This window comes from Bacillus cereus group sp. Bc010 (assembly GCF_027716745.1).
Classification (GTDB): Bacteria; Bacillota; Bacilli; order Bacillales; family Bacillaceae_G; genus Bacillus_A; species Bacillus_A pacificus.
On record NZ_JAQFUY010000025.1, the window covers coordinates 13,788 to 37,735 of the forward strand.

Consider the following 23,948-nt stretch of genomic DNA (forward strand, 5'->3'; position numbering starts at 1 on the left):
AAAACCTCCATCTTCTTTATTTTTTACTATTTCTTACGATTTGCGTAAACCTCCATCGCATCACACATAAACTGAGCTAAACCTTCGCCAAACTTATCGATATTTTTCGTAAAGCGCTCATCAGCGACGTACATTTGACCAAGTCCTTTAAAAGCATCTAATGAATATTCACCGAAGTTTTGCAAATAATCGTACCATACTCCAATTGCATCTTGTGCCTCTTTAGAATCTGGTGCACCATGTCTAAGCGCCGCTAAATTTCTGTAAATCGTATTAAACTCTTCTTGATTATCTTTTGACATACCTTTCGCATATTCATTCGCTTTATCTACAGCTGCGTCTCCCCATCTTTCACGCGCTTCTTCTTCGTACGGATTATGGCTGAAATCGAAGCCTTCAAATTTCTCTTTATTCGTCATTTCAATCTCTCCTTTTGTATGCTGAATTGTCTTATCAATCGTCGCAATCACTTTATCTAACCTAGCCCGCTTTTCAAGAAGCATTTTTTTATGAAGCTGCAATGCTTCTTCCCGGTCAAATGATGGACTCATGATAATGTCTTTAATTTTCTTCAAAGGGAAGCCTAATTCTTTAAAAAATAAAATTTGCTGCAACGTCTCTAAATTTTCATTGGAATACAGACGATATCCAGACTCTGTCGTCTCGTCTGGGGTTAACAACCCGATTTCATCGTAATGATGCAGTGTGCGCACACTAATTCCAACTAAATTAGCTACTTCTTTTACCTTCATTGCCATGTGTATCTCCCCCTTAGTACATACGATAAAGTATGACGCAACGTTAGAGTCAATAAGTAAATTCATTTTATCTTAAAAAGTTTCATCTCTCCTATATTTCATGCATAATAGATATGTACATATATTAGAAAGCGGTGAAAGTATGGTTTCAAATACTGTAATTGCCAGCATCATCTTTCAACTCATTGTCTCGATTCTGGTCCCAATTATTGTACTCGTTTATTTCCGTAAAAAATATAATATAAATTGGAAAGTAGTCGGCGTTGGTGTTCTTATCTTTATCGGATTTACCCAAATTCTCGAAACACCATTCCACCTATTTATGCGCGGTAATCCAGCAATCGCTCCAATTTTAGAAAATCCATTTGTTTTCGCACTCTATGGCGGACTCACTGCTGGTATTTTTGAAGAATTAGGACGCTTCGTTGCCTTCTTCTTCCTACTAAAAAAATATCAAGAATATAAAGATGGCTTTGCTTACGGAATAGGTCACGGCGGGATAGAATCCATTTTAGTTGGCGGATTCTCTGCATTCCAAGCACTTATATTTGCGAATTCAATTAACAACGGTAGCTTCGCCCAGATGGTCGAAAAAATGCCGGAACTAAGTCGCCTACAGGACATGTTAATTCAGCAACCTGCCTACTTATACTTCCTTGGTAGCTTAGAAAGAATTATGGCACTCGTGCTTCAAATCGCCTTTACAATGCTTGTTTTATACGCAGTGCAGCAGAAGAAATATATCTTCCTTGTGTACGCTATACTATTCCACGCACTTGTAGACTTCTTCGCGGCACTTTACCAAACGAAAACAATTAACATCTTTGTTGCAGAAGGAATCACCCTTCTCTTCACAATTGGTGCTATCATTCTTATTCGTAAAATGAAAGAGAAATTAATGAGTGTGCCGGAATAAAAAATAACCCGCCAATTGGTGGGTTATTTTTTATAAGGATTATCATAGTGATGATAACTTTTGCCACTTTGCAGCTCCTTCTTTGTTTCTGCATCTATAACGATGTACTTGTGTAACTCTTCTACTTCATTTTGAGAAAAGGAAGCGAAAAAATAAACTTGGCGATCAGGGTGAATAAAAGAATCTTGAAGCACCACTTCACCCCGACAACCCGCGGCTGTTTTTTGTAGAAAAGAAAGTTCTTCATCGAGTACTTCTTTAAATAAAATCTTTTTTCGAACACTATACGCTGCATTATTGTATTCTTTATACATTTTCTTATCTAACTGTTCGTAAAACACATCTTCGCTCACAAATGGCTTATTTCGATTACTTGGATAACCTAACTTTTGATTGGATTGTGCATATGTTGTGGACATTTGCGTCAGAAAACACATCATGAATACGATACATATCATTTTTTTCATACTGGCACCTCAATTTTCATTATCCACATTACTTTTCCATATATATAAATCACTATGCACTTTCCAATAAAAAGGAATTTTTTTCGCATTTGTCGAAGTATATAGCGTCAACTTGAAAGATGGGGATGAATTATGAAGAAAATTATTGTAATACGACATTGTTCAGCAACTGGCCAAGAACGTGATGCCGAATTAACGACCGATGGAAAAAAACAAGCAAACACCCTTGCTACATTCCTCTTAGAAAACCAACTACAAATAGATCATATTATTTCAAGCCCATTTGTGCGAGCTATCGATTCTATTCGGCCCTATGCACTCCAAGCTAATTTGTCTATCCAAGAAGATGAACGATTAGCTGAACGCATATTAAGCGACGTTCCAATGGACGATTGGATGCAAAAACTAGAATCTACTTTTATAAATATAGATATTGCCTTTTCAGGCGGAGAGTCAACAAAACAAGCAACGGACCGTGCTATATCGCTTATCGAAGACGTTTTAAAATTAAACCATTCTACAACATTACTCGTTACACATGGAAACTTACTTACGCTCATTTTAAAGCACCTTGATCATACGATCGGCTTTCATGAATGGAAAGCTTTAACCAATCCTGATATGTACGAAATTACAATTGATGAACAATGTAGCCTAAAACGATTATGGAAAGCACCGTCCAAGTAATATCTCTTTCCAACACATTCAGTTGACGCCACGAGAAGGAACTGTACTAATAATAGAAAGGGGTATCACTCCATATGTACGAAGATGTACTTGCTTTACTACATAAAACAAATGTTTCTTATGAAAAATTTGAACATGAACCGGTACTCGATTATGAGACAGATCGGATCGTACGCGAGAGGCTTGGCTTACAAGGCACTCCAAGTAAAAGCTTATTTTTAAAATCAAAGGCTGGAGATTATTACGTATTTTTCACGTTAGAGGGCACAAGGCTTAACCGCGGAGAGATGAAAGAACTAACGGGAGAACGCTTATCTCTCTGTTCTCCTGATGAACTGCGAGACAAAACTGGTTGTACGCCGGGATGTGTAGCTCCTTTCGGGTATTCACACGATGTAACAATTATTGTGGATAACGCTATTTATACGTACGATAAAATTTTAATTACACCTGGTGTACCTGAATTTACAATTGAATTATCCACAGAAGAATTAAAAAAGATTTTATTAACATGTTCAAATACTGTTTTGGAGTACAAACAAAAAGAGAGCTAATCATTAGCTCCCTTTTTTCATTATTTTGCTTCTGCTGTGTTTTCTTTTGCAGAACGAACTTGCTCGTCCGCATGGTAAGAAGAACGCACAAGTGGGCCAGCTTCACAGTGGCTAAAGCCTTTGCTAAGTGCAATTTCTTTTAGCTCTGCAAATTCTGCTGGTGGGTAATATTTAAGAACTGGTAAATGCTTCTTAGATGGTTGTAGGTATTGTCCAAGAGTTAAAATATCTACATTGTTTGCACGTAAGTCATCCATTGCTTCAATTAAATCTTCTCTCGTTTCACCTAAGCCCACCATAATGCTCGATTTAGTTGGAATATCAGGCTGCATTTCTTTTGCTCGACGTAAAAACTCTAATGAACGATCATATTTTGCTCTAGCGCGAACTCGGTCAGATAATCGACGTACTGTTTCAATGTTATGGTTTAAAATATCTGGTTTTGCATCCATTAACATTTTTAAGTTTTCTTCTACTCCACCCATATCAGATGGTAATACTTCGATTGACGTAAATGGATTTTTACGACGTACAGCGCGTACTGTTTCAGCAAAAACAGCTGCTCCACCATCTTTTAAATCATCACGTGCAACCGCTGTTATAACAACGTGCTTTAAGCCCATCTGTACTACAGAATCTGCTACGCGTTCTGGCTCTTGTAAATCAAGCTCAGTTGGTAAGCCTGTTTTAACCGCACAAAAACGACAAGCACGTGTACAAACCGCACCTAAAATCATAAATGTTGCTGTTTTTCTTACAGCCCAGCATTCATGAATATTCGGACATTTTGCTTCCTCACAAACTGTATGAAGATTTTTAGAACGCATCATTTTCTTTAAGCCTGTATAGTTTTCATTCGTGTTTAACTTAATTTTCAACCATTCGGGCTTGCGCTTATATTCTGTTTGTTTTGTCATGGTTATCAACTCCGCACAATATGAAATAGTTTACCGTGTTCGCTTCTTTCAATGTAACATATCTATTCTAACGTATGAAAGCGATTTGCTCAAATGAAGATTCTAAGATTTTTTCCAATCGTTCCCTATAATGAAATACTCCGTATATCCCACACTAAAAAGAGTGATGATGTGAAAGGAGTCTATTTCATGCTTCGAAAAATTTCTCTTTTGCTTTCGATTTGCTTTCTTCTCCACCAAAACATCGCTTACGGTGAAGATAATCAGCAAAGCATATACGAAAAGCGCATGGCACTATATAAAGAAACCGAGCAAGCTTCAGGCATTCCGTGGTATTACTTAGCTGCAATGGATCAATACGAAAGAAATATACGGAGCGTAAGAAAAGATATTCCGAAAAAACCAGATGCCATCATTTCCCTTTATTTCAAACCAGAAATATGGGCTGGACCTGTTAATGGTAACGACACTCTCCCCCATACAATTGCTCTATTTGGCGGGTTAGGTTTAGATGGTGACAAAGATGGATTTGCAAATGCAAATAACGACCGTGATCTTTTGCATACAGCAGCAACGATTTTAAAGAAACAAGGAACGTCAGAAGAACGTATTAAAATCATGCTCTGGGAATATTATAGACGTGCGAAAACAGTTGAATTAATTACCGAATACGCCCAAATTTATAAACATTATGGACGTATTAATTTAGAAGGAAATGCGTTTCCTCTCCCTATTCGCAGTGACCATAGCTACCGTAGTACTTTCGGCGCTGGAAGAAGCTTTGGAGGAAGAAGAGTTCATGAAGGAACTGATATTTTTGCAGGCTATGGCGTACCAGTAAGATCCACTTGCTATGGCATTATTGAAACAAAAGGCTGGAACCGCCTTGGCGGATGGCGCATCGGCATTCGCGACCTTCATAATAATTACCATTATTACGCTCATTTAGGCGGATTCTCAAAAGAAATACAGCTTGGGCAAATTGTCGAGCCTGGAAAAGTAATCGGATTTGTTGGTAGCACCGGTTACGGACCTCCCGGCACAGCTGGAAAATTCCCGCCCCACCTACATTTCGGTATGTATAAAGACAATGGTTATACAGAATGGGCTTTCGATCCATACATGCATTTAAGTCTTTGGGAGCGAAAAGAACGCGCGAATACAAAACGATAACCGTAGCACATTGCTACGGTTATTTTTTATATTCGACTAACTATCCGTTTTCTTTTTATCAGGTACAACAACACTTCCGCTTCCATAATACGTAGGCACTTCCCCTTGAACGATACGCGTCGCAATCGGAACATCTTGTTTTACTTTTATTTCTTTCGTATGAAATGGAATAATGACTTGCAACGTCACTTCCATCTCCATAATAATTTGAATCGCTATCGTATTGATTCCGTGCGGCTCAATTTTTTGTTTAATATCCGTATTTACATGACCAATCGTTGTGAAATCAATTGGAATGTCGGGTCCGATATTTCCAAGAAGTGCATTATTTGTTACACGGCCAAACGGAACTGCCATCGTTGCCCCATTTTTTTCAGAAATACCTAGCCCCTTCAAATTCCCTTGTTCTACTTGCTGTAAATATTTTTCTATGTATGTGGTCGTTGACGTTACGATTTCATTTACTTGCTTCGTATTTAAATTAATTGTGGATACTTTCCCGTTTTTATCATTTTGTACTTTCATTAATGAATCGACATCGAATCCCTCATCGATCCTATCTTTTACCGCCTTCGTCATAACCGCTGTCGCCATTTTATGTGTCTCTACTTCTCCATATTTCATTAATGTCGGCTGAATGCTGCTATTCACAATCCATAATCCTTGCACGAGTAATATGACAAAAAGAATAAACGACATAAGCAGTATGTGCCGAAAGGAAATAGGTCCCCTTCGAAACCGCGAATTTTTCGAACGAAATATACTCATACAAAACCCTCCTTCTTATATCATTTCTATGCAAGAAGGAGGGACGATATATGCTTATCTCATTTTTAATAATGCTTCTTTTCCGATTGTGCCAGCCGTAATACCTAAAGCTTCAGCTTCAATCGTTACTGATTCTAGCGGCGCTTCAAGAAGTTGTTCAATCGTTCTTACACCAACCGCGCGGCCGGCAATAATACCTCGATCCCCTAACTTCTCATTTAAAAGACCTACATCTAATGCACCGCACATAATATATCCTTTATCGCTCATTACAGCTAGCAAATTTGTCTTTGGAAGTTTGACGCTAACCGCAATAAACGTATAATTATCGATTATAATTGGCTCCACATTAACCATAGTTCACACTCCTCTCTTTCTTATCTGTATGACAAGAGAAAAATGAGTGTTACAAGTTAACTAGCCTATAGTTTGACGGAAGATGTATAAGTTATTAACATGTCTGTTAACACATCTCTAAGTAGTTCTGGCATATAATATTGTTTGTCAGAAAGTGTGGATAGCTCTGGGTATAAGTAGCCGAATGTAAACATATCAATCGTTCCTACTGTATATATACGATCTAATTCCAGCGATTCCCCGTTAATTAATACATCTTCGAGTAAAATTTTATTCCCAGGAATCGTATCTGGAATGACTTCTACACCAGCGTAAATCATTTTTCCCATTACTTTCCCGCGGAATCCGAATCCTTTTACCTCAAGGTTCTCCATATTCGGGCGACGTGCTTTCAATATCACTTCTCGTAACGTTTTCCCCGGCACTTTCAATAAACATGGATTAATGGGATGTGGACAAATTCTGTGAATATCTCCGCGCGTCACAACGCCTTCTTCTAATCCTTCAAGAAGTACACCAGCGTTCACCATGCCAATCTCTGCACCACACCAGTTTTTCAGCGCATTTGCTAACATGTGCGAAAATGCTGTCTCATGAAACCAATTAACCGGTAATGATTCCTTTAAATGAACGACAGGCTCTTCCATAATATGTTCACTTTCTTCCTGCAGCGCTTCAATTGTGGATAACGGTTTGCTATAAGCACCTAAACGTTCAGTCTTAATCGCTCTACCATCCTTTTTCAACAACTTCTTCGTCTCTTTATCCACAGTAAGCTGAACGTGCCCAACGTAACGTCCCCACTTCTCACAACAGCATAGTAACGTATTATTCATAAGAACACCACGCTCAAATAAATGATGCGTATGTGCCCCTAAAATAACATCTATATCATAATGCTCCGCCATATGCTCATCCATGCTTTTTCCAAGGTGAGAAAGGACAACCGTTATATGAGCCTCATCTCTCACTTCTTCTAAAATAGACTCTAAATGCTCGATTGGATCTTCAATATGCCAATCTAACATTTGATAAAACTCTGGATACGCAACCGTTAATCCGATAAAAGCAATCGTAATCCCATCTGTCGTTGTATGTAATTTATAAGGCTTTGCCCACTCCGGACGTACCCCTTCTTTTTCAAATAAATTCGCGACAAGCACCTCAAATCCAGCATCATCATATAGGCGATTCAAATGCTCCTTCGCTAACGTAATTCCTTCATTGTTTCCGATCGTTACATAATCATATAACGCCTCATTTAAAAGCTTCGTATTGCCAAGCCCATTCGTCGCTTCCGAAATACTATGAAAACGATCCACATGATCGCCGATATCTACAGTCAAAACGGTCTCTCCCGCTTCCTGTCTTCGCTTTTTCTCTCCTTGTACAAACCGAGAAATTTGCGGCCAATTTTCAAAATGACTATGTATATCGTTTGTATGATAAAGGTGGATCATTGTTTCTTTATTTATATTCAGAGAAAAAACCTCCTCTCAGTTCCTTACTGCCATTTACGCTATGCGTACGCAATAATCCTGTAAATACTTTTCGTCTTTTCTTGCTATTTTACATTGTACTCGCATTGTGAGAAAAAGCAAAAGATTGCCCTTTTTCATATGAGAAACTTTCTTTTTAGTTGTTGGATTCGTTGAGAGAACGGGGGTGGGATTTGTCAGAAAGTTTGTTGAGTGGTTTTACGAGGTGTTTGTTTGGTTTTCTTGTGGGGGTGTTGTGGGGGTTCCTTGTGGGGGTTTGTCAATATCTTAGCCTCAACTACTTCCATTCGGCCACTTCATGCATATCATCTAAATATTGAGGGGTATACGCCCGCTCTGCTATGTCGTAATTTGTTGATAAGTCGATATTCCTTGTCGAATCGTCGATATATTGAAATAATCGCTGATATATTGAAATAATCGTCGATATATTGAAATGTATACTAGCAGGGGTATACTCATGCATATATACCTTGTAACACGACACATGTCGTGTTACAATCTCATTATAAGGTGGTGAACCATAAAATGGATAAAGAGATATTAAAAGGAAGTATTGATATTTTACTTCTCTCCATCATTAAACAGCACGATACGTACGGATATGAAATTATTCAAAAGCTAAAAGAAAACAGCAATGATTTATACACAATGAGCCAAGGTACACTCTATCCAGCACTCAAACGTCTGGAACAAAAGGATTTAATAAATTCCTACTGGGGCGAATCTGAAACGGGTATGAAACGAAAATTTTATCGCATCACTACGAACGGAAAGAAAATTTTAGAAGAAAAACTAACAGCGTGGGATTCAGTTACAGCTCTTATTAAAACTTGTCAGAAAGGAGCTTTAAATTAATGACGATTGAAAAATACATAAAGAGTATCGTTCAAAAAACAAACCTATCCCAATCTGATAAAAGCGAACTATACTTCGAAATTTATGATCATCTCACAAGCTTAAAACAAGAATTTCTCGATCAAGGAAAATCTGAAAAAGAAGCTACTGCATTAGCCATTCAAAACTTTGGAGAAGCCTCTACTTTAGGAACTGAAATTGAAAAAGCGATGCAATCTTCTACTCAAAAATATGTACAGTGGATTGGCTGGGGATTGTTTTTACCGTATTCGCTTATTTTGTTATTTAAACTATTGCTCGGGAGGTCAGCTTTTTACTTTGGTAATCTGAAGTACTTCTTTGAAACAGGTGACTGGCATGCTATACACGGTGGGTTAATAAACTTAGTTCCTTTCAGAAGTACAATCAACTATTTAAGTGGATTCGATCCTACTCATTTACTAGATCCTTATAATATAGAAATCGTACTTATGAACACATTAGGAAACGTCATCATATTCATCCCATTCGGATTCCTGCTACCTTTATTATTTAAACAAATTAACAATGTAAAAATAGCATCCAAAATTTTTATTAAGTTTATTTTATTAATTGAATCGTTACAACTCCTTACCTTTACTGGTGTTTTCGATATTGATGACATCATACTCAATATGCTAGGAGCTTTAATTGGGTACGGTTCTTTTGTTGGGATGAAGTATATTTTGGAACGTGTTAAATCTGTGGATAAGGTGGATACGATTTAAGTTCGGGGTATACGACCTGTTCTTCCTGTCGTAATTTGTTGATAAGTCGATATCCCTTGTCGAATCGCCGATATATTGAAATAATCGCTGATATATTCGGAGTTATCGTCGATATATTTGAAAAATCGCTAATATATTTAGCCAGAAACCCACCTGGGTATCTCGGCTAACCCCACCCCAAGCCAAGCTCACACAATAAAAAAAGCGCCCTGCACAGCAGGGCGCTTTCTTCATACATATATTGTCCAGCTTCGCCTCCTAGACCCTCATGTCTAAGAACCTTCCGCACGAGAAGATAAAAAGCATCTTCTGTGCGGAAGAACCTTAGCCAACGGGTCTGAACAGTCGGCTCCGCATTTCTATTTAACCGATAGAACCTTCCATCTCAAACTTGATTAGGCGGTTCATTTCAACTGCGTATTCCATTGGAAGTTCGCGAGTGAATGGCTCGATGAAGCCCATTACGATCATTTCTGTAGCTTCTTGCTCAGAAATACCACGGCTCATTAGGTAGAATAATTGTTCTTCTGATACTTTCGATACTTTCGCTTCGTGCTCAAGTGAAACGTAATCGTTTTTAATTTCGTTGTAAGGAATTGTATCAGATGTAGATTGGTTATCCATGATTAATGTGTCACATTCGATGTTAGAGCGAGAGTTTTTCGCTTTTGGTCCGAAGTGTACAATACCACGGTAAGTTACTTTACCACCATGCTTCGCAATCGATTTAGAAACGATTGTTGAAGACGTGTTTGGTGCTAAGTGAATCATTTTTGCACCAGCATCTTGGTGTTGGCCTTTACCAGCAATCGCGATAGATAATGTTAAACCACGAGCGCCTTCGCCTTTTAAGATAACTGCTGGGTATTTCATCGTTAATTTAGATCCGATGTTACCGTCAATCCATTCCATCGTTGCGTTTTCTTCACAAACCGCACGTTTTGTAACTAGGTTGTATACGTTGTTCGCCCAGTTTTGGATTGTTGTATAACGGCAATATGCATCTTTCTTAATGATGATTTCTACTACCGCACTGTGAAGTGAGTTAGTCGTGTAAACAGGTGCTGTACAACCTTCTACGTAGTGTACGTGTGCGCCTTCGTCTACGATGATAAGCGTACGCTCGAATTGTCCCATATTTTCAGAGTTAATACGGAAATACGCTTGAAGTGGTGTATCAACTTTCACACCTTTTGGAACGTAGATGAATGATCCACCAGACCAAACTGCAGAGTTTAATGCTGCGAATTTGTTGTCTGTTGGTGGGATTACTTTTCCGAAATGCTCACGGAAAATATCTTCGTTCTCTTTTAATGCGCTATCTGTATCTTTGAAGACGATTCCTAGAGCTTCTAGGTCTTCTTTCATGTTGTGGTATACAACTTCAGATTCGTACTGTGCAGATACACCAGCTAAATATTTTTGCTCAGCTTCTGGAATACCTAATTTATCAAATGTCGCTTTAATTTCATCAGGTACTTCATCCCAAGACTTCTCAGATTTCTCAGATGGTTTTACGTAGTACGTAATTTCATCGAAATCTAAGTCGTTTAAGTCGCCGCCCCATTGTGGCATTGGCATTTCATAGAACTTATCCAGTGATTTTAAACGGAAGTCTAACATCCACTGTGGTTCTTCTTTCATACGTGAAATCTCTTCAACGATCTCTTTTGTTAAACCGCGTCCAGCACGGAAAATCGAAACGTCTTTGTCTTTGAAACCATATTTATAATCGCCGATATCTGGCAGTTGCTTCGCCATGTTGGTGTGTCCCTCCTTAGATAACCTCGTTTTTAGGAACCTTTAACATTACTTATCTTCGTTTAAGCCCTTTTCTAACGCTTTCCACGCTAATGTTGCACATTTAATACGTGCAGGGAACTTGCATACGCCTTGTAATGCTTCAATATCTCCTAAATCGATGCTGTCATCGTACTCTTTTCCTAGCATCATGTCAGAGAAAATTTTAGAAAGCTGAAGCGCCTCTTCAATTTTCTTACCTTTTACTGCTTGTGTCATCATGGAAGCTGAAGACATTGAGATAGAACATCCTTCTCCTTCAAACTTCGCTTCTTGCACAATACCTTCTTCTACTTTCATCGTAAGTTGGATACGATCGCCACAAGTTGGATTGTTCAAGTTAACTGTAACACTATCTTCTAGCACGCCATGGTTACGAGGATTTTTGTAATGATCCATAATAACTTGACGATATAACGTATCTAAATTATTAAATGACATTTGTGAAATACTCCTTTGTCTTGATTAGCGATTCAACAAATGTATCAATTTCTTCTTTTGTATTATATAAATAGAAGCTCGCACGTGCTGTTGAAGAAGCTTTCAGCCACTTCATAAGCGGTTGTGCACAGTGGTGTCCTGCGCGAACCGCAATACCTTCTACATCTAATACAGTCGCTACATCGTGAGGATGTACGTCTTCAATATTAAATGTAACAAGACCAGCGCGATGCTTTGGACCATAAATTGTAACGCCATCTACTTCTGATAGTCTTTCTAAAGCGTATTGCGCTAATTCATGCTCATGCTTTTCAATATTATCAAGACCGATTTCTTCTAGGAAATCAATTGCCGCACCAAGTCCAATTGCATTACCGATAATCGGTGTACCTGCTTCAAACTTCCACGGAAGCTCTTTCCAAGTAGATTCTTGTAAATCTACGAAATCAATCATTTCACCGCCAAATTCAATTGGCTCCATATTGTTTAGCAATTCTTTCTTACCATATAATACGCCGATACCTGTAGGTCCGCACATCTTATGAGCAGATAATGCGTAGAAATCACAGTTTAAATCTTGTACATCTACTTTCATATGAGGTGTACTTTGTGCACCGTCAACGACCATAATTGCGCCATTCTCATGTGCGATTGCTCCGATTTCTTTTACAGGGTTAATCGTTCCAAGTACATTAGAAACATACATGATAGAAACGATTTTTGTATTCGGTGTAATTGTTTGACGAGCATCTTCTATTGAAATTGTCCCATCTGGTTGAAGCGGAAGATATTTTAAAGTTGCACCAGTTTTCTTCGCAACTTGTTGCCACGGAATGATGTTACTATGGTGCTCCATGTAAGAAATAACGATTTCATCGCCTTCTTTTACATTTTCAAGACCATAGCTAGCCGCTACTGTATTTAATGCAGTTGTCGTTCCGCGCGTGAAAATAATCTCTTCCATTGATTTCGCATTAATAAACTTGCGAACTTTCTCCCGTGCACCTTCATACGCGTCGGTAGCTTTCGTACCGAGCGTATGAACACCGCGATGCACGTTAGAATTGTATTCTTTATAGTAACGTTCTAACGTTTCAATGACTTGAATTGGTTTTTGAGAAGTTGCTGCACTATCGAAATAAACAAGTTGTTTGCCGTTCACTTTTTGATCAAGAATTGGAAACTGTTTGCGTATTTCATGAATATTCATTAGCGAACTTTCCTTTCAATTACCTCAACAAGCTGTGCTTTTACTCCTTCAATTGGAAGCTCATTAACTACAGGTGCTAAGAATCCATGGATGACTAAACGTTCTGCTTCGCGTTTTGGAATACCACGGCTCATTAAGTAGTATAGTTGAGTTGGATCTACGCGACCTACTGAAGCTGCGTGACCTGCCATAACATCATCTTCGTCAATTAAAAGAATTGGGTTTGCATCACCGCGTGCTTTCTCATCTAACATAAGAACGCGAGAAGATTGTTGTGCATTTGACTTAGATGCACCGTGTTCAATCTTACCAATTCCGTTAAAGATAGATGTTGCACTATCTTTCTGTACACCGTGTTTTAAAATCCAACCTTCAGAATGTTTACCGAAGTGAACAACTTTAGTTGTAAAGTTTTGTGTTTGGTTACCACGGCCAATTGTTACTGTTTTCGTATCAGCATATGAACCGTCGCCCATTAAGTTTGTAACGTTCTCTGAAATTGTGTTTCCGTCATTCATAAGGCCTAGAGCCCAATCAACGCGGCCGTCGCGTCCAACAATACCGCGGCGGTTAACGTAAGTTGTTACGTCTTTTGCTAATAAATCAACCGCACCGAATTTCACTTGTGCGCCTTGTTCCACGATTACTTCTGCTACGATATTTGCAATACCTTTAGCATTTTCATTTGCAACGTAGTTTTCTACATAAGTTGCAGTACTGTTCGCATCAGCTACGAATAATACGTGGTTATATACGTTAGCTTCTTCGCCGTCTACTAAGAATACAGCTTGAAGTGGCGTTTCAAGAACAACGTTTTTCGGAACATATACGAATGCACCACCGTTGATTAATGCAGCATGAAGTGCAGTTAGACGATGCTCGTCTACCTTCACGCCGTCTTTCATTAAGTACTTTTGTACTAGTTCAGCATGCTCTGTTGCAGCTGTTACGATGTCTGTGAAAATAACACCTTTTTCTTTTGCTTCGTCTGCTAAAGAAACGAATGCAGTTGTACCAGTACGTTGCACTAATACGCTGTTATTTTCATCGATTAAGTTTTTCACTGCTTCTGGAAGCTCTGTTAAAGAACTTACAGGCTCTTGCTTAGCAGCGTCGCCTTTTCCGATAAAGTCCCATTTGTCAATTTTCGTTTTATCAGGAGTTGGCATTGGAAGTTCAGTTGCTTGTGCAAGAGCTTGTAAGCGGAACTCAGTCAACCAAGCTGCTTCGTTTACTTCGCTTGCGCGTTGACGGATTATTTCTTGATCGAAAGGTAATGTACCGATTGTCATGTTTATGCTCCTCTCTTACGCTTCTTGCTCTGTTGTTTCGTCTTCAATACCTAATTCTTTTTTAATCCAGTCGTAACCTTCAGCTTCTAGACGTTGTGCAAGCTCAGGGCCACCAGATTTAACGATACGACCGTTCATCATAACGTGAACGAAGTCTGGAGTGATGTAGTTTAATAAACGTTGGTAATGCGTAATCATTAGGCAACCGAAGTCTTCGCCGCGCATTTCGTTAATACCTTTAGATACAACTTTCAATGCATCGATATCAAGACCTGAGTCAATTTCGTCTAAGATTGCGATTTTTGGCTCAATCATCATTAATTGAAGAATTTCGTTACGTTTTTTCTCACCGCCAGAGAAACCTTCGTTTAAGTAACGTTGTGCCATTTCTGGATCCATTTCTAGGAATTCCATGTTTTTATCTAATTTACGGATAAATTTCATAAGAGAAATTTCATCGCCTTCTTCACGACGTGCGTTAATTGCAGAACGTAAGAAGTCAGCGTTTGTTACTCCGCTAATTTCACTTGGATATTGCATTGCTAGGAATAGACCTGCTTGCGCGCGCTCGTCTACTTCCATTTCTAATACATCTTCACCGTCGATGATGATGCTACCTTCTGTTACTTCATATTTTGGGTGACCCATAATTGCAGAAGATAAAGTTGATTTACCTGTTCCGTTAGGTCCCATAATTGCGTGGATTTCTCCACCTTTTACTTCAAGGTTTACACCTTTTAAAATTTCTTTGCCATCAATTGATACGTGTAAGTCTTTAACCGTTAATGTAGAACCAGCCATCTCAATACCTCCATTAATCCTATATATACATTTTAAAAATTCCTAAAACGTTCATATTCTCATTTTATTCTCATTCTAATTTTATATCAAATAAAATGATATCGCAAACGATGAAAAAAAGTAACAATTTTTTCACAAATGTATATAAGTATTTCACTTGCATCCTTATATGATACACCTTTCTTCTTATTTATATAAAGAAAAAAGGACTGGTAAATTTCCAGCCCTTTCCTTATATCTATTCACTTACCGGAAGTACAGCACCTTTATATTCTTTATTAATAAAATCTTGAATTTCTTTTGAATGCAGCACTTCTACTAGCTCCTTAATTTCTTTTTTCTTCTCGTCACCTTTACGAACTGCAATAATATTTGCATACGGAGAGTCTGATCCTTCAATCGCAATCGCATCCTTTGTTGGATTTAATTTTGCATCAATTGCATAGTTTGAATTAATAAATAATGCATCACCTTCATTATTTTCATATAACTTCGGTGAAAGACCAGGCTCTACATCTGTTTTAAACTTTAAGTTTTTCGGATTTTCTACAACATCTTTTACTGTTGCTTTCACAACATCTACTCCGTCTTTTAATTTAATAACGCCGCCTTTTTGTAACAGCGCTAGCATACGGCCACGCTCCGCTACGTTATTACTCATAATCACTGTCCCGCCATCTGGTAAGTCTTTTAAGCTTTTATATTTCTTAGAATAAATGCCCATTGGCTCTAAATGAATTTTCCCTGCGTTTACAATTTTATATCCTTTTTCTTGAATTTCTTTATCCAAGTAAGGAATGTGCTGGAAGTAGTTTGCATCAATTTCCTTATCCGCTAACGCTTTATTCGGCAGCACATAATCTTGGAATTTTTTAATTTCTAATTTAATACCCTTTTTCTCTAATATCGGCTGTGCCTTTTCTAAAATAACAGCGTGCGGTACGTTAGAAGCTCCCACAACAAGCTTATTCTCCTCTTTTCCTCCGCAAGCAGCTAATGTAAATACAGACAGCGCTGTAACAACTGACAATAGAATCTTTTTCATATGATGTCCCCTTCTCCCGTATAATTATGTAGTTATAAAAAGGGCTGGCATACACCAGCCCTTTTACAGCAATTATTCTTTTACAGGAACAACTGCCCCTTTATATTCTTTATTAATGAAATCTTCAATTTCTTTAGAATGTAATACTTCTACAAGAGCTTTAATCTCTTTCTTATCTTTATCGCCTTTACGAACAGCTACTACGTTTGCGTATGGTGAATCATTACTTTCAATTGCAATTGCATCTTTTTCTGGGTTTAACTTCGCATCAATTGCATAGTTCGAGTTAATTAGAACCGCGTCGCCTTCTTTATTGTTATACACTTGTGGCAATAAACCAGGCTCAATATCTGTTTTGAATTTCAAGTTTTTCGGGTTATCCGCAATATCTTTTGGAGTTGCTTTAACTGGATCTACCCCGTCTTTAATTTTTAAAATACCTTCTTTTTGTAAAATTGCTAGACCACGTCCATGGTCAGCAACTGAATTACTCATAATAATTGTCGCTCCATCTGGAAGTTCTTTTAAGCTCTTATATTTTTGAGAATATACACCAATTGGTTCTAAATGAATCTTTCCTGCTACTTCAAAATCATATTTTTTATCTTTCATTTCTTTTTCTAAATACGGAATGTGCTGGAAGTAGTTTGCATCTAAATCCTTATCCGCTAACGATTTATTTGGTAATACGTAGTCTTGGAATTTTTTCACTTCTAACTCAATTCCTTTTTTCTCTAATAAAGGTTTAGCCTTTTCTAAAATAACCGCATGCGGTACGTTAGAAGCCCCCACAACAAGTTTCTTTTCATCTTTATCTTTCCCGCCACAAGCAGCTAACCCGAAAATTGAAGTTGAAATAAGTGCTGTAAGTAATAATTTTTTCATTTGAAATACCCTCCCGTTTTTTTATTATCGTTTATCTATTCGAGTCGTTACACGATCACCAATCCATTGAATGAAAAATACAACTAGTAATACACAAATTGTCGCAACGATTGTTACGTCGTTATTTCCTCGTTGGAATCCTTCTAAGTAAGCAAGTGTTCCAAGGCCACCAGCACCAACAACTCCCGCCATTGCTGTATAGCCTACTAAAGCAATTGTCGTAACCGTAATACCAGATACTAATGCTGGTAACGATTCTGGAATTAACACCTTCAAAATAATTGTGCTTGTTTTTGCTCCCATCGCTTTTGAAGCTTCAATTACACCTTTATCAATTTCACGAAGGGCGATTTCAACCATTCTCGCGTAAAACGGTGCCGCTCCAATAATTAAAGCTGGAAGTGCTGCACTCGCTCCAAGAATTGTTCCAAGCAAAATCTTTGTGAATGGGATTAATAAAATGATTAAAATAATGAACGGTATCGAGCGGAAAATGTTTACGAACGCTCCAATCGCCGTGTTAACCGCTTTGTTTTCCCATAAATTATCTTTCGCTGTCATAAAGAGTAACAATCCTAAAATGAGTCCTAAAACAAATGTGGCAAGAGCTGCGATTGCCGTCATATATAACGTTTCACCAGTTGCTTCTAACATTTGATTCCAATCAACATTTGTGAATAACTTATCCATGTGCAATCACCTCCAGCTCTACTTGATCTTGATGTATTCCCTCTATTGCTTGCTGAATCGCTGTTTCCTCACCATTTAAATGAACAACTAAACTACCGTAAGAGCCGTTATTTGTTTGTGCGATATTTCCTTGCAAAATGCTAACTTCTATATCACTGCGTTGCATTAATCTTTGAAGTACTGGTCTTTCTACCGCTTCACCGATAAACTGCAAACGAACCACTTTTCCATCTGGATATTTTTCAATTAAACTTTCAATTGTTTCATTTGTATCTTCAGAATCCGTTAACTGCTGTACAAATCGTTTCGTAATGTCTTGCTGCGGATTACGGAACACATCAAGTACTGGACCTGTTTCTACAATCTTCCCTTTTTCCATTACTGCAACACGATTACAAATCTTTCGAATTACGTGCATCTCATGTGTAATGAGTACAATCGTTAAACCGAGACGTTTATTAATATCTAATAATAGATCTAAAATTTGATCTGTCGTTTCTGGATCAAGAGCTGACGTTGCTTCATCACATAAAAGTACTTGCGGATTGTTAGCTAACGCTCTCGCAATACCAACACGTTGCTTTTGTCCTCCGCTCAGCTGAGATGGGTACGCGTCTCCTCTTCCTTCTAATCCAACAAGATGAATTAACTCATCCACGCGTTTTCTTCTCTTCGCCTTATCAACACCTGCAATTTCAAGTGGGAACTCAATATTTTCACGTACAGTTCGTGACCAAAGTAAGTTGAAGTGTTGAAAAATCATTCCGATTTCTTGCCTTGCCTTACGAAGTTCGCTTCCTGTAATCGCTGAAATGACGCGATTTGCAATTGTAATTTGACCTGAAGTTGGTTTCTCCAACTGATTGAATAATCGAATTAAAGAACTTTTTCCAGCGCCACTATATCCGATAACACCAAATATCTCACCTTTCTCTATTTTTAAATTGGCATTATCTACAGCAGTGACATCACCGCTTTTTGCTTTATATATTTTCTTTACATTCTCTAATAGAATCATGGTGTATCACCCCTTTTTTGTTTGGATCGACTCCGCAATTTTTTATGTTTAATGCGTGTAGTCCACCGTTATCACTACTTTTATTATTTGAATGTCCTCCACATTCAAACAACAAAAAAACCTTTCTGCCTTAGAGAAGCAGAAAGGTTTATGTGCGTATATAACAACATTATCCCTCTCTCTCATCTCTCAAAGCATTTGCTTTGCAGGAATTGGCACCATTTCAACATAAAGTTGACGGTTGCCGGGCTTCACAGGGCACAGTCCCTCCACCTCTCTTGATAAGAGAAATCAGATTACATTTTCGTCTGATTTGTAATTTATGAAATTATCTATATTTTATGAATTGAATTGTATCAATATCCACACACCATGTCAACAGAAATTTTCGCAAAAAATGAAACTTCAGAATTTTAAGCACCTACTGACATCGGTTTACATATATGAAACATCGATTCAACTAATAGCATCGTTCGATACGTTCCCGAATATTGTACACGTCCATCGTTCATTAACATTTGCAATCGTACATTGCCGTTCACCAATTCTTTTACATCTTCTTCATCTACACACACAATTTGCTCTGTTCCTCTTTCTTCTTTCAACAGCTCTATATAATCTCTTGAAATTTGTAACGAACAACTTTCATCTCCAAAGCGGAAATTAACAGTTTTTTCTCCTTGTCTTAAAAGCGGTTCTAAATGATATTGACCATTAGCGTAATTTACAAATGATTGCAGCAAAGAATATAATTTCACTCTAAATCACATCCTTCATATCACTTTCTATTACACATACCATTCCCTCTCACTAAAGAGCAATCCTGTTATTTTCGCTCGACAAATACTGTAACCACCCTGCATCTCGACATATTTCCCGAGAAATATGTCGAGGCGACAAAAACTTTGCCGCCTACTTTAATTCCGTATATAAATATTCAACCGAATGAAATGCGTATATCTTCTTCATCAGTGTCCCATTTTCAAAAACAAGTAAACAAGGTACACTTTCGATCCCATACTCTTTCGCGAAATGCGGAGCATAATTTAAATCTAACATTCCAATTTTCAAACCTTCAATTGTCATCTCAACGACAGTTAACATCTTTTTTGCTAATTGGCATGTTCCACACATTGGAGTATATACATATAACACTGTTTTTTCTTCATTCTCTATTAGAGCTGTAGCTTCGGCTCCTGTCCAGTCAATCACTTCTATCATTCCTTACCGTAAATATTCTGTATAAACGTCAATGTCAGCTCCCCATAATACATTTGCTAAGTGTGAAGATGGCGCAGTTGCCACTTCTCGGTACGAGCGATCAATATAAATATGCTCTGCTTGCGGGAATTCTTTTCGAAATTGTTTCCTTAACTTTTCTCCAGCATCATCAGCATCCACTAGTACATACACTTCCTTATCAAAAAACTGATCAACGAGCTCATCCATTTTCGACAAACCAATTGTACCATTTGTACAAACAATTTCCACCGGTTCCCGAATAATAGATTCAATCTTTCTTCTATCTGATGTACCTTCTACAATAATGACTTTTTCTACATAAACCATATGTCATCACCCGATCACCATATACTATACAACCTTTAACTTAGTATATAGTATATTCGTTATTTTCATGTTGTTTCCTGTTTATTTTTGCAAAAGAAAAGCGGAACCGACTGCTTAGCCCTGTTGGCTAAGGTTCTTTCGCACAGAAGACGCTTTTTGTCTTCTCGTGCGGAAGGTTCTTAGACATGAAGGGCTAGGAGGTGGAGCTGGACAAAGAAAAGCGCAAGCGGCTCGTTCAGATTGCGAGGGGGATGGAGCTTCTGACGTAAAGGCGCTTTTTGCCTTGCAAGAAGAAGCGAAAACAGCTAGAACTATATAAAGCTTAAAACAAAAAAGTTTTTCCAAAAAACGTTCTCCCACACGATAATTAGTATATGATTCTACGTTCATTATTTTACATAAAATAAAAAAGGACAGCACAAAGGCTGTCCTTCAGTCGACTATAATTAGTCTTGGTTTGTCATTTCTGCATATTTTTCAGCAGTTAATAACTTCTCAACTTGGCTTGCATCAGAAAGTTCAACTTTAACCATCCATGCACCCTCGTATGGAGATTCGTTAACAAGTTCTGGTTGGTCACTTAATTCTTCGTTTACTGCTACAACTTTACCGCTTACAGGTGCGTATAATTCAGAAACTGTTTTAACAGATTCTACGCTTCCGAATGGCTCGTCAGCTTCGATTGTTGCACCTACTTCTGGAAGTTCAACGAATACGATATCGCCTAGCTCACTTTGTGCAAAGTGAGTAATACCGATAACAACTTCATTACCTTCAGTTTTTACCCATTCGTGTTCTTCAGAGTAACGTAAATTATTTGGAATGCTCATGACTGTACCTCCAGTGAATGTATTAATTATGTAAAAATACCTTATTGGTACTTTTTCCACACACTTTCAAACTGCTCTTCGTTAAAACCAAGTGTTACCTTCGTTCCATCTGTTACAATTGGACGTTTAATCAACATGCCATCAGATGCTAAAAGCTCGTACATTTCGTCTTCACTTGCATCTTTTAACTTATCTTTCAGACCAAGTTCACGGTAACGCATTCCACTTGTATTAAAGAATTTTTTTAATGGTAATTCACTTTTTTCATGTAAATTACGTAAATCTTCTTTTGATGGTGGATTTTCAACAATATGAATCATCTCATATGCTACATCGTTTGCCTCAAACCATTTCTTTGCTTTTTGACATGTGCCACACTTTGGATATGAATAAAATGTTACTGTCATAAATTCACCTACTTTTTTACTAACCTTTACCTTTATCATATAGAAAACGTTTTATTATTTCAAACGATTATTCGCTAAACTTTTACTTATTTCGTGATAATTTTTAATAATCCTGCAAATTTTTCTTATTTTTCCGCCATTTGTTAAGAAAAAATAACTATATAAATTTTTTTAGATTCTTCTCTTATCACTCGCCGAACATATATCTTAAACAAACGTTTGATTAACTCCCCTTTTTTCTTTGTTAACCCTTGATCTACATCGCTTTCTTCCTACCGAACATACATCTTAAACAAACGTTTATTTAACCATTTCAGCCTATAGTCACAAAACCTGAAAACACTTTACATGACAAAGATGTACAGATAAAAGGAACTAACGATTTTGGCCGTAATAATGAGAGTGTTCCATGATTTTGAAGAAATTACTGCAAAGAAAAAAGACGCATTTAAATGGATGCGTCTTTTGGCGATGTTTCTTTTGTAAAATCATATAAAGCAATTGCGCCTAAAATAACCAATATACTTTCAGGGGCATCTAACAAAATAGTTCTCCAAGTTTCTGATATTACCCATTTAATACCTGCTGATTCAAGATATGCTTGAAAATAACCGATTGTAAAATCAATTACAAATAAACATACAAGTAATGTTAGACCAAAACGAATTAATTTCTTGTTTGTAAACATGTAACACCTCTCAAAATTCACTGGATATTTCTGATTTTAGTTCTTTATATACGAAAATCCTTATATTTAATTTTAACACATTTAATATCCAAATAAATACAATATGCATATTTGCATATTGTATTTACAGTATTCCATAATTTCGACTAGTTACCTCATAAACAATGACATCGGTTGAACCCACTATGTACCCGATTCCTGCATGCGAAATAAAGGAGAAGCTTCGTTTACAGGACCCTTCTTCATCATCGACTCAAATAATCTGCAATTGTTTGAAATACGACGATATACATATTATGAATGCTTTCTTCAGTATTTCCGCCATTCGATAAACCAACTGCCCATTGTTGTCCTTCACCACTTCCGATATTTGCAAACCCTTGCGTATACATCGCATTTACATCTTTTCGAGCACTGTTATACTCTATCCCTTTTGTAATAAAAATCGAATATGATTTATCTTGTAAACCGATAAAAAATACTGGTTTCTTTAGTGATGAAAATACATTTTTATATTGCTCTGTTGAGGCTTCTTGAAAGTGATCTTTCATTATGAGAAAACCATCTACTTCCTTAGATTTCTTTTCCAGTTCCTCTAACTTCATTTCCTCTAACTTTACATTCCTAAACGTATCTTTCGGTTTTTCTCCAACAACTCCAATTACGAGTGCTCTTCCGTTATATTCTAATTTCTCTCCTTCTTTATCCTTTGCACACCCAGCACTCGCTAGGCATATCAATATAAAAACTAAGAAATACGATAAACGCTTCATTTAGCACCCTCCCCTTCTTTTCAGTCAAGTGACAAAAACGTAAGGTTCATTCAAGAAAATGTAAGCAAAATCGATAGCCCAAATTACGTTTCTATATTATAATCAATTGAATTTACTTACATTACTAAACATAGGAGATTATCATGAAGAAATTTAAACTTTCATCTTTTCTTCCGTTAAGTTATATACTTCTACTCGTACTCGTAAGTCCCCTTTACGATGTATTAAATAAATCGACTGTACACGCAGTAGATGTCACAACTGTAGTAGATGATTGGATTCCATTTGTGAAAGCATTTATTATTCCTTATTTACTTTGGTTTCCTTACTTATACGGCGCACTTATTTATTACTGCTTTGCAGATCAAAAACAATATTATGTCACTTTAAGTAGTATCATTCTCGGAAAACTTGCTTGTTTTTCCATTTATTATTTTTGGCAGACAACTGTACCACGTCCAACCGTCGTTGGATCAGACGTGTTTTCTGAACTAGTCCGCTATATTTATAGTATCGATCAACCGGTAAATTGTTTCCCGAGCATTCATGTTCTTACTACATTTGTCATTATGCTAGCTGCCTTTAAACGTAGAGAACAACATGCTTTTGAATATTACATTCTTACCTTCTTCGGTACGCTTATTATTTTATCAACGCTATTTACGAAGCAACATGCATTTGTAGACGCCATCTCTGGAATGACGCTTGCAAGCATACTATACTTCGGCGTTCAGCTGTTATTAGCAAAAGAAACAGTACGTGTTCCAGTAAAACAAAATCAAAAAATGTAAAAAGCAGA

General features: G+C 37.4%; 30 protein-coding genes and 1 riboswitch. Of the genes, 8 read left to right on the forward strand and 22 right to left on the reverse strand.

The annotated features are described in order from the left end of the window. Positions 1-26: 26 nt before the first annotated feature. Entirely contained in the window at positions 27-758 is a 732-nt protein-coding gene (locus PDQ68_RS21400) for a MerR family transcriptional regulator (protein WP_270786950.1), read from the reverse strand. Positions 759-858: 100 nt separating this feature from the next. Here PDQ68_RS21400 and PDQ68_RS21405 point away from each other — a divergent pair, with 100 nt between their 5' ends. Then, positions 859-1,674, forward strand: coding sequence for a YhfC family intramembrane metalloprotease (locus tag PDQ68_RS21405; RefSeq protein ID WP_061183274.1), 816 nt, complete (start codon positions 859-861; stop codon positions 1,672-1,674). Between the two features lie 23 nt (positions 1,675-1,697). On the opposite strand, the gene PDQ68_RS21410 is transcribed toward PDQ68_RS21405, so the two are convergent. After that, positions 1,698-2,141, reverse strand: coding sequence for a hypothetical protein (locus PDQ68_RS21410; RefSeq protein WP_061183275.1), 444 nt, complete (start codon positions 2,139-2,141; stop codon positions 1,698-1,700). 132 nt (positions 2,142-2,273) lie between these two features. Here PDQ68_RS21410 and PDQ68_RS21415 point away from each other — a divergent pair, with 132 nt between their 5' ends. Both PDQ68_RS21415 and PDQ68_RS21420 read left to right on the forward strand, forming a co-directional pair. Then, on the forward strand, positions 2,274-2,828 hold the full coding sequence (locus PDQ68_RS21415; protein ID WP_016718825.1) for a histidine phosphatase family protein: 555 nt from the start codon (positions 2,274-2,276) through the stop codon (positions 2,826-2,828). Positions 2,829-2,902: 74 nt separating this feature from the next. Then, entirely contained in the window at positions 2,903-3,382 is a 480-nt protein-coding gene (locus PDQ68_RS21420; RefSeq protein WP_000272744.1) for a YbaK/EbsC family protein, read from the forward strand. 20 nt (positions 3,383-3,402) lie between these two features. On the opposite strand, the gene lipA is transcribed toward PDQ68_RS21420, so the two are convergent. After that, on the reverse strand, positions 3,403-4,299 hold the full coding sequence (lipA, locus tag PDQ68_RS21425; RefSeq protein ID WP_000166370.1) for a lipoyl synthase: 897 nt from the start codon (positions 4,297-4,299) through the stop codon (positions 3,403-3,405). Positions 4,300-4,488: 189 nt separating this feature from the next. On the opposite strand from lipA, the gene PDQ68_RS21430 reads away from it, so the two are divergent. After that, positions 4,489-5,472, forward strand: a complete 984-nt coding sequence (locus PDQ68_RS21430; RefSeq protein WP_000944661.1) for a M23 family metallopeptidase — start codon at positions 4,489-4,491, stop codon at positions 5,470-5,472. A gap of 36 nt (positions 5,473-5,508) precedes the next feature. Here the strand turns inward: PDQ68_RS21430 and yunB are convergent, their stop codons facing one another. From yunB to PDQ68_RS21445, 3 genes are all read right to left on the reverse strand, one after another. Beyond that, on the reverse strand, positions 5,509-6,240 hold the full coding sequence (yunB, locus tag PDQ68_RS21435) for a sporulation protein YunB (RefSeq protein ID WP_061183276.1): 732 nt from the start codon (positions 6,238-6,240) through the stop codon (positions 5,509-5,511). A 54-nt stretch (positions 6,241-6,294) separates the two neighbouring features. Then, entirely contained in the window at positions 6,295-6,597 is a 303-nt protein-coding gene (locus tag PDQ68_RS21440; protein WP_000248463.1) for a YunC family protein, read from the reverse strand. A 65-nt stretch (positions 6,598-6,662) separates the two neighbouring features. Next, positions 6,663-8,057 carry a bifunctional metallophosphatase/5'-nucleotidase gene (locus PDQ68_RS21445; protein WP_080444133.1) on the reverse strand — a complete coding sequence of 465 codons (1,395 nt, stop codon included), beginning with the start codon at positions 8,055-8,057 and terminating at the stop codon, positions 6,663-6,665. 567 nt (positions 8,058-8,624) lie between these two features. Here PDQ68_RS21445 and PDQ68_RS21450 point away from each other — a divergent pair. Further along, positions 8,625-8,954: a PadR family transcriptional regulator gene (locus PDQ68_RS21450; protein ID WP_000356633.1), complete on the forward strand. Its 330-nt coding sequence runs from the start codon at positions 8,625-8,627 to the stop codon at positions 8,952-8,954. Beyond that, positions 8,954-9,700 carry a VanZ family protein gene (locus PDQ68_RS21455; protein ID WP_061183277.1) on the forward strand — a complete coding sequence of 249 codons (747 nt, stop codon included), beginning with the start codon at positions 8,954-8,956 and terminating at the stop codon, positions 9,698-9,700. Before PDQ68_RS21450 ends, PDQ68_RS21455 begins: the two co-directional genes overlap by 1 nt. A gap of 363 nt (positions 9,701-10,063) precedes the next feature. On the opposite strand, the gene sufB is transcribed toward PDQ68_RS21455, so the two are convergent. The 12 genes from sufB to PDQ68_RS21515 form a co-directional block, all read right to left on the reverse strand. Then, the gene (gene sufB / locus PDQ68_RS21460) at positions 10,064-11,461 is read right to left on the reverse strand and encodes a Fe-S cluster assembly protein SufB (RefSeq protein ID WP_001118823.1); all 1,398 of its coding nucleotides are present in this window, start codon (positions 11,459-11,461) and stop codon (positions 10,064-10,066) included. Between the two features lie 48 nt (positions 11,462-11,509). Next, positions 11,510-11,941, reverse strand: coding sequence for a Fe-S cluster assembly sulfur transfer protein SufU (gene sufU, locus PDQ68_RS21465; RefSeq protein ID WP_000009523.1), 432 nt, complete (start codon positions 11,939-11,941; stop codon positions 11,510-11,512). Beyond that, the gene (sufS, locus tag PDQ68_RS21470) at positions 11,931-13,151 is read right to left on the reverse strand and encodes a cysteine desulfurase SufS (RefSeq protein WP_001020761.1); all 1,221 of its coding nucleotides are present in this window, start codon (positions 13,149-13,151) and stop codon (positions 11,931-11,933) included. Before sufS ends, sufU begins: the two co-directional genes overlap by 11 nt. Then, a complete protein-coding gene (sufD, locus tag PDQ68_RS21475; RefSeq protein ID WP_016718831.1) occupies positions 13,151-14,443 on the reverse strand; it encodes a Fe-S cluster assembly protein SufD in 1,293 nt (430 codons plus the stop codon). Before sufD ends, sufS begins: the two co-directional genes overlap by 1 nt. A 15-nt stretch (positions 14,444-14,458) precedes the next feature. Then, positions 14,459-15,244 (reverse strand): Fe-S cluster assembly ATPase SufC, encoded by a 786-nt coding sequence (sufC, locus tag PDQ68_RS21480; RefSeq protein ID WP_000929157.1) that lies wholly within the window; start codon positions 15,242-15,244, stop codon positions 14,459-14,461. Positions 15,245-15,482: 238 nt separating this feature from the next. After that, positions 15,483-16,289, reverse strand: a complete 807-nt coding sequence (gene metQ / locus PDQ68_RS21485) for a methionine ABC transporter substrate-binding lipoprotein MetQ (protein WP_000722401.1) — start codon at positions 16,287-16,289, stop codon at positions 15,483-15,485. Between the two features lie 72 nt (positions 16,290-16,361). Next, positions 16,362-17,174 carry a methionine ABC transporter substrate-binding lipoprotein MetQ gene (gene metQ / locus PDQ68_RS21490; protein WP_000735105.1) on the reverse strand — a complete coding sequence of 271 codons (813 nt, stop codon included), beginning with the start codon at positions 17,172-17,174 and terminating at the stop codon, positions 16,362-16,364. A gap of 24 nt (positions 17,175-17,198) precedes the next feature. Then, complete coding sequence (locus PDQ68_RS21495) at positions 17,199-17,864, reverse strand: methionine ABC transporter permease (protein WP_016718833.1); 666 nt, start codon at positions 17,862-17,864, stop codon at positions 17,199-17,201. Then, complete coding sequence (locus PDQ68_RS21500) at positions 17,857-18,882, reverse strand: methionine ABC transporter ATP-binding protein (RefSeq protein WP_000601777.1); 1,026 nt, start codon at positions 18,880-18,882, stop codon at positions 17,857-17,859. The genes PDQ68_RS21495 and PDQ68_RS21500 overlap by 8 nt, the downstream gene beginning before the upstream one ends. 179 nt (positions 18,883-19,061) lie before the next feature. After that, positions 19,062-19,170, reverse strand: a riboswitch (SAM riboswitch). A gap of 125 nt (positions 19,171-19,295) precedes the next feature. Further along, positions 19,296-19,640, reverse strand: coding sequence for a hypothetical protein (locus PDQ68_RS21505; RefSeq protein WP_000781222.1), 345 nt, complete (start codon positions 19,638-19,640; stop codon positions 19,296-19,298). Positions 19,641-19,794: 154 nt separating this feature from the next. Next, complete coding sequence (locus PDQ68_RS21510; protein WP_001974355.1) at positions 19,795-20,103, reverse strand: thioredoxin family protein; 309 nt, start codon at positions 20,101-20,103, stop codon at positions 19,795-19,797. Positions 20,104-20,106: 3 nt separating this feature from the next. Next, positions 20,107-20,451 (reverse strand): toprim domain-containing protein, encoded by a 345-nt coding sequence (locus tag PDQ68_RS21515; protein WP_000263237.1) that lies wholly within the window; start codon positions 20,449-20,451, stop codon positions 20,107-20,109. 166 nt (positions 20,452-20,617) lie between these two features. Between PDQ68_RS21515 and PDQ68_RS21520 the strand changes: the two genes are divergently transcribed. Next, positions 20,618-20,770 (forward strand): hypothetical protein, encoded by a 153-nt coding sequence (locus PDQ68_RS21520; protein ID WP_016718834.1) that lies wholly within the window; start codon positions 20,618-20,620, stop codon positions 20,768-20,770. 127 nt (positions 20,771-20,897) lie between these two features. Here the strand turns inward: PDQ68_RS21520 and gcvH are convergent, their stop codons facing one another. From gcvH to PDQ68_RS21540, 4 genes are all read right to left on the reverse strand, one after another. Then, positions 20,898-21,281 (reverse strand): glycine cleavage system protein GcvH, encoded by a 384-nt coding sequence (gene gcvH, locus PDQ68_RS21525; RefSeq protein WP_000026900.1) that lies wholly within the window; start codon positions 21,279-21,281, stop codon positions 20,898-20,900. 41 nt (positions 21,282-21,322) lie between these two features. Then, complete coding sequence (locus tag PDQ68_RS21530) at positions 21,323-21,688, reverse strand: arsenate reductase family protein (protein WP_000218967.1); 366 nt, start codon at positions 21,686-21,688, stop codon at positions 21,323-21,325. A gap of 448 nt (positions 21,689-22,136) precedes the next feature. Then, on the reverse strand, positions 22,137-22,376 hold the full coding sequence (locus PDQ68_RS21535; RefSeq protein ID WP_016718835.1) for a DUF3937 family protein: 240 nt from the start codon (positions 22,374-22,376) through the stop codon (positions 22,137-22,139). 245 nt (positions 22,377-22,621) lie between these two features. Beyond that, positions 22,622-23,149, reverse strand: a complete 528-nt coding sequence (locus tag PDQ68_RS21540; RefSeq protein WP_270786951.1) for a hypothetical protein — start codon at positions 23,147-23,149, stop codon at positions 22,622-22,624. Positions 23,150-23,292: 143 nt separating this feature from the next. Between PDQ68_RS21540 and PDQ68_RS21545 the strand changes: the two genes are divergently transcribed. Next, positions 23,293-23,940: a phosphatase PAP2 family protein gene (locus PDQ68_RS21545; RefSeq protein ID WP_061183278.1), complete on the forward strand. Its 648-nt coding sequence runs from the start codon at positions 23,293-23,295 to the stop codon at positions 23,938-23,940. Positions 23,941-23,948: the final 8 nt, after the last annotated feature.

Coding starts and splice junctions, on each gene's coding strand:
- PDQ68_RS21400 (WP_270786950.1), bottom strand. CDS start 758: ATGGCAATGAAGGTAAAAGAAGTAGCTAATTTAGTTGGAATTAGTGTG.
- PDQ68_RS21405 (WP_061183274.1), top strand. CDS start 859: ATGCATAATAGATATGTACATATATTAGAAAGCGGTGAAAGTATGGTT.
- PDQ68_RS21410 (WP_061183275.1), bottom strand. CDS start 2,141: ATGAAAAAAATGATATGTATCGTATTCATGATGTGTTTTCTGACGCAA.
- PDQ68_RS21415 (WP_016718825.1), top strand. CDS start 2,274: ATGAAGAAAATTATTGTAATACGACATTGTTCAGCAACTGGCCAAGAA.
- PDQ68_RS21420 (WP_000272744.1), top strand. CDS start 2,903: ATGTACGAAGATGTACTTGCTTTACTACATAAAACAAATGTTTCTTAT.
- lipA (WP_000166370.1), bottom strand. CDS start 4,299: ATGACAAAACAAACAGAATATAAGCGCAAGCCCGAATGGTTGAAAATT.
- PDQ68_RS21430 (WP_000944661.1), top strand. CDS start 4,489: ATGCTTCGAAAAATTTCTCTTTTGCTTTCGATTTGCTTTCTTCTCCAC.
- yunB (WP_061183276.1), bottom strand. CDS start 6,240: ATGAGTATATTTCGTTCGAAAAATTCGCGGTTTCGAAGGGGACCTATT.
- PDQ68_RS21440 (WP_000248463.1), bottom strand. CDS start 6,597: ATGGTTAATGTGGAGCCAATTATAATCGATAATTATACGTTTATTGCG.
- PDQ68_RS21445 (WP_080444133.1), bottom strand. CDS start 8,057: ATGATCCACCTTTATCATACAAACGATATACATAGTCATTTTGAAAAT.
- PDQ68_RS21450 (WP_000356633.1), top strand. CDS start 8,625: ATGGATAAAGAGATATTAAAAGGAAGTATTGATATTTTACTTCTCTCC.
- PDQ68_RS21455 (WP_061183277.1), top strand. CDS start 8,954: ATGACGATTGAAAAATACATAAAGAGTATCGTTCAAAAAACAAACCTA.
- sufB (WP_001118823.1), bottom strand. CDS start 11,461: ATGGCGAAGCAACTGCCAGATATCGGCGATTATAAATATGGTTTCAAA.
- sufU (WP_000009523.1), bottom strand. CDS start 11,941: ATGTCATTTAATAATTTAGATACGTTATATCGTCAAGTTATTATGGAT.
- sufS (WP_001020761.1), bottom strand. CDS start 13,151: ATGAATATTCATGAAATACGCAAACAGTTTCCAATTCTTGATCAAAAA.
- sufD (WP_016718831.1), bottom strand. CDS start 14,443: ATGACAATCGGTACATTACCTTTCGATCAAGAAATAATCCGTCAACGC.
- sufC (WP_000929157.1), bottom strand. CDS start 15,244: ATGGCTGGTTCTACATTAACGGTTAAAGACTTACACGTATCAATTGAT.
- metQ (WP_000722401.1), bottom strand. CDS start 16,289: ATGAAAAAGATTCTATTGTCAGTTGTTACAGCGCTGTCTGTATTTACA.
- metQ (WP_000735105.1), bottom strand. CDS start 17,174: ATGAAAAAATTATTACTTACAGCACTTATTTCAACTTCAATTTTCGGG.
- PDQ68_RS21495 (WP_016718833.1), bottom strand. CDS start 17,864: ATGGATAAGTTATTCACAAATGTTGATTGGAATCAAATGTTAGAAGCA.
- PDQ68_RS21500 (WP_000601777.1), bottom strand. CDS start 18,882: ATGATTCTATTAGAGAATGTAAAGAAAATATATAAAGCAAAAAGCGGT.
- PDQ68_RS21510 (WP_001974355.1), bottom strand. CDS start 20,103: ATGATAGAAGTGATTGACTGGACAGGAGCCGAAGCTACAGCTCTAATA.
- PDQ68_RS21515 (WP_000263237.1), bottom strand. CDS start 20,451: ATGGTTTATGTAGAAAAAGTCATTATTGTAGAAGGTACATCAGATAGA.
- gcvH (WP_000026900.1), bottom strand. CDS start 21,281: ATGAGCATTCCAAATAATTTACGTTACTCTGAAGAACACGAATGGGTA.
- PDQ68_RS21530 (WP_000218967.1), bottom strand. CDS start 21,688: ATGACAGTAACATTTTATTCATATCCAAAGTGTGGCACATGTCAAAAA.
- PDQ68_RS21535 (WP_016718835.1), bottom strand. CDS start 22,376: ATGTTTACAAACAAGAAATTAATTCGTTTTGGTCTAACATTACTTGTA.
- PDQ68_RS21540 (WP_270786951.1), bottom strand. CDS start 23,149: ATGAAGCGTTTATCGTATTTCTTAGTTTTTATATTGATATGCCTAGCG.
- PDQ68_RS21545 (WP_061183278.1), top strand. CDS start 23,293: ATGAAGAAATTTAAACTTTCATCTTTTCTTCCGTTAAGTTATATACTT.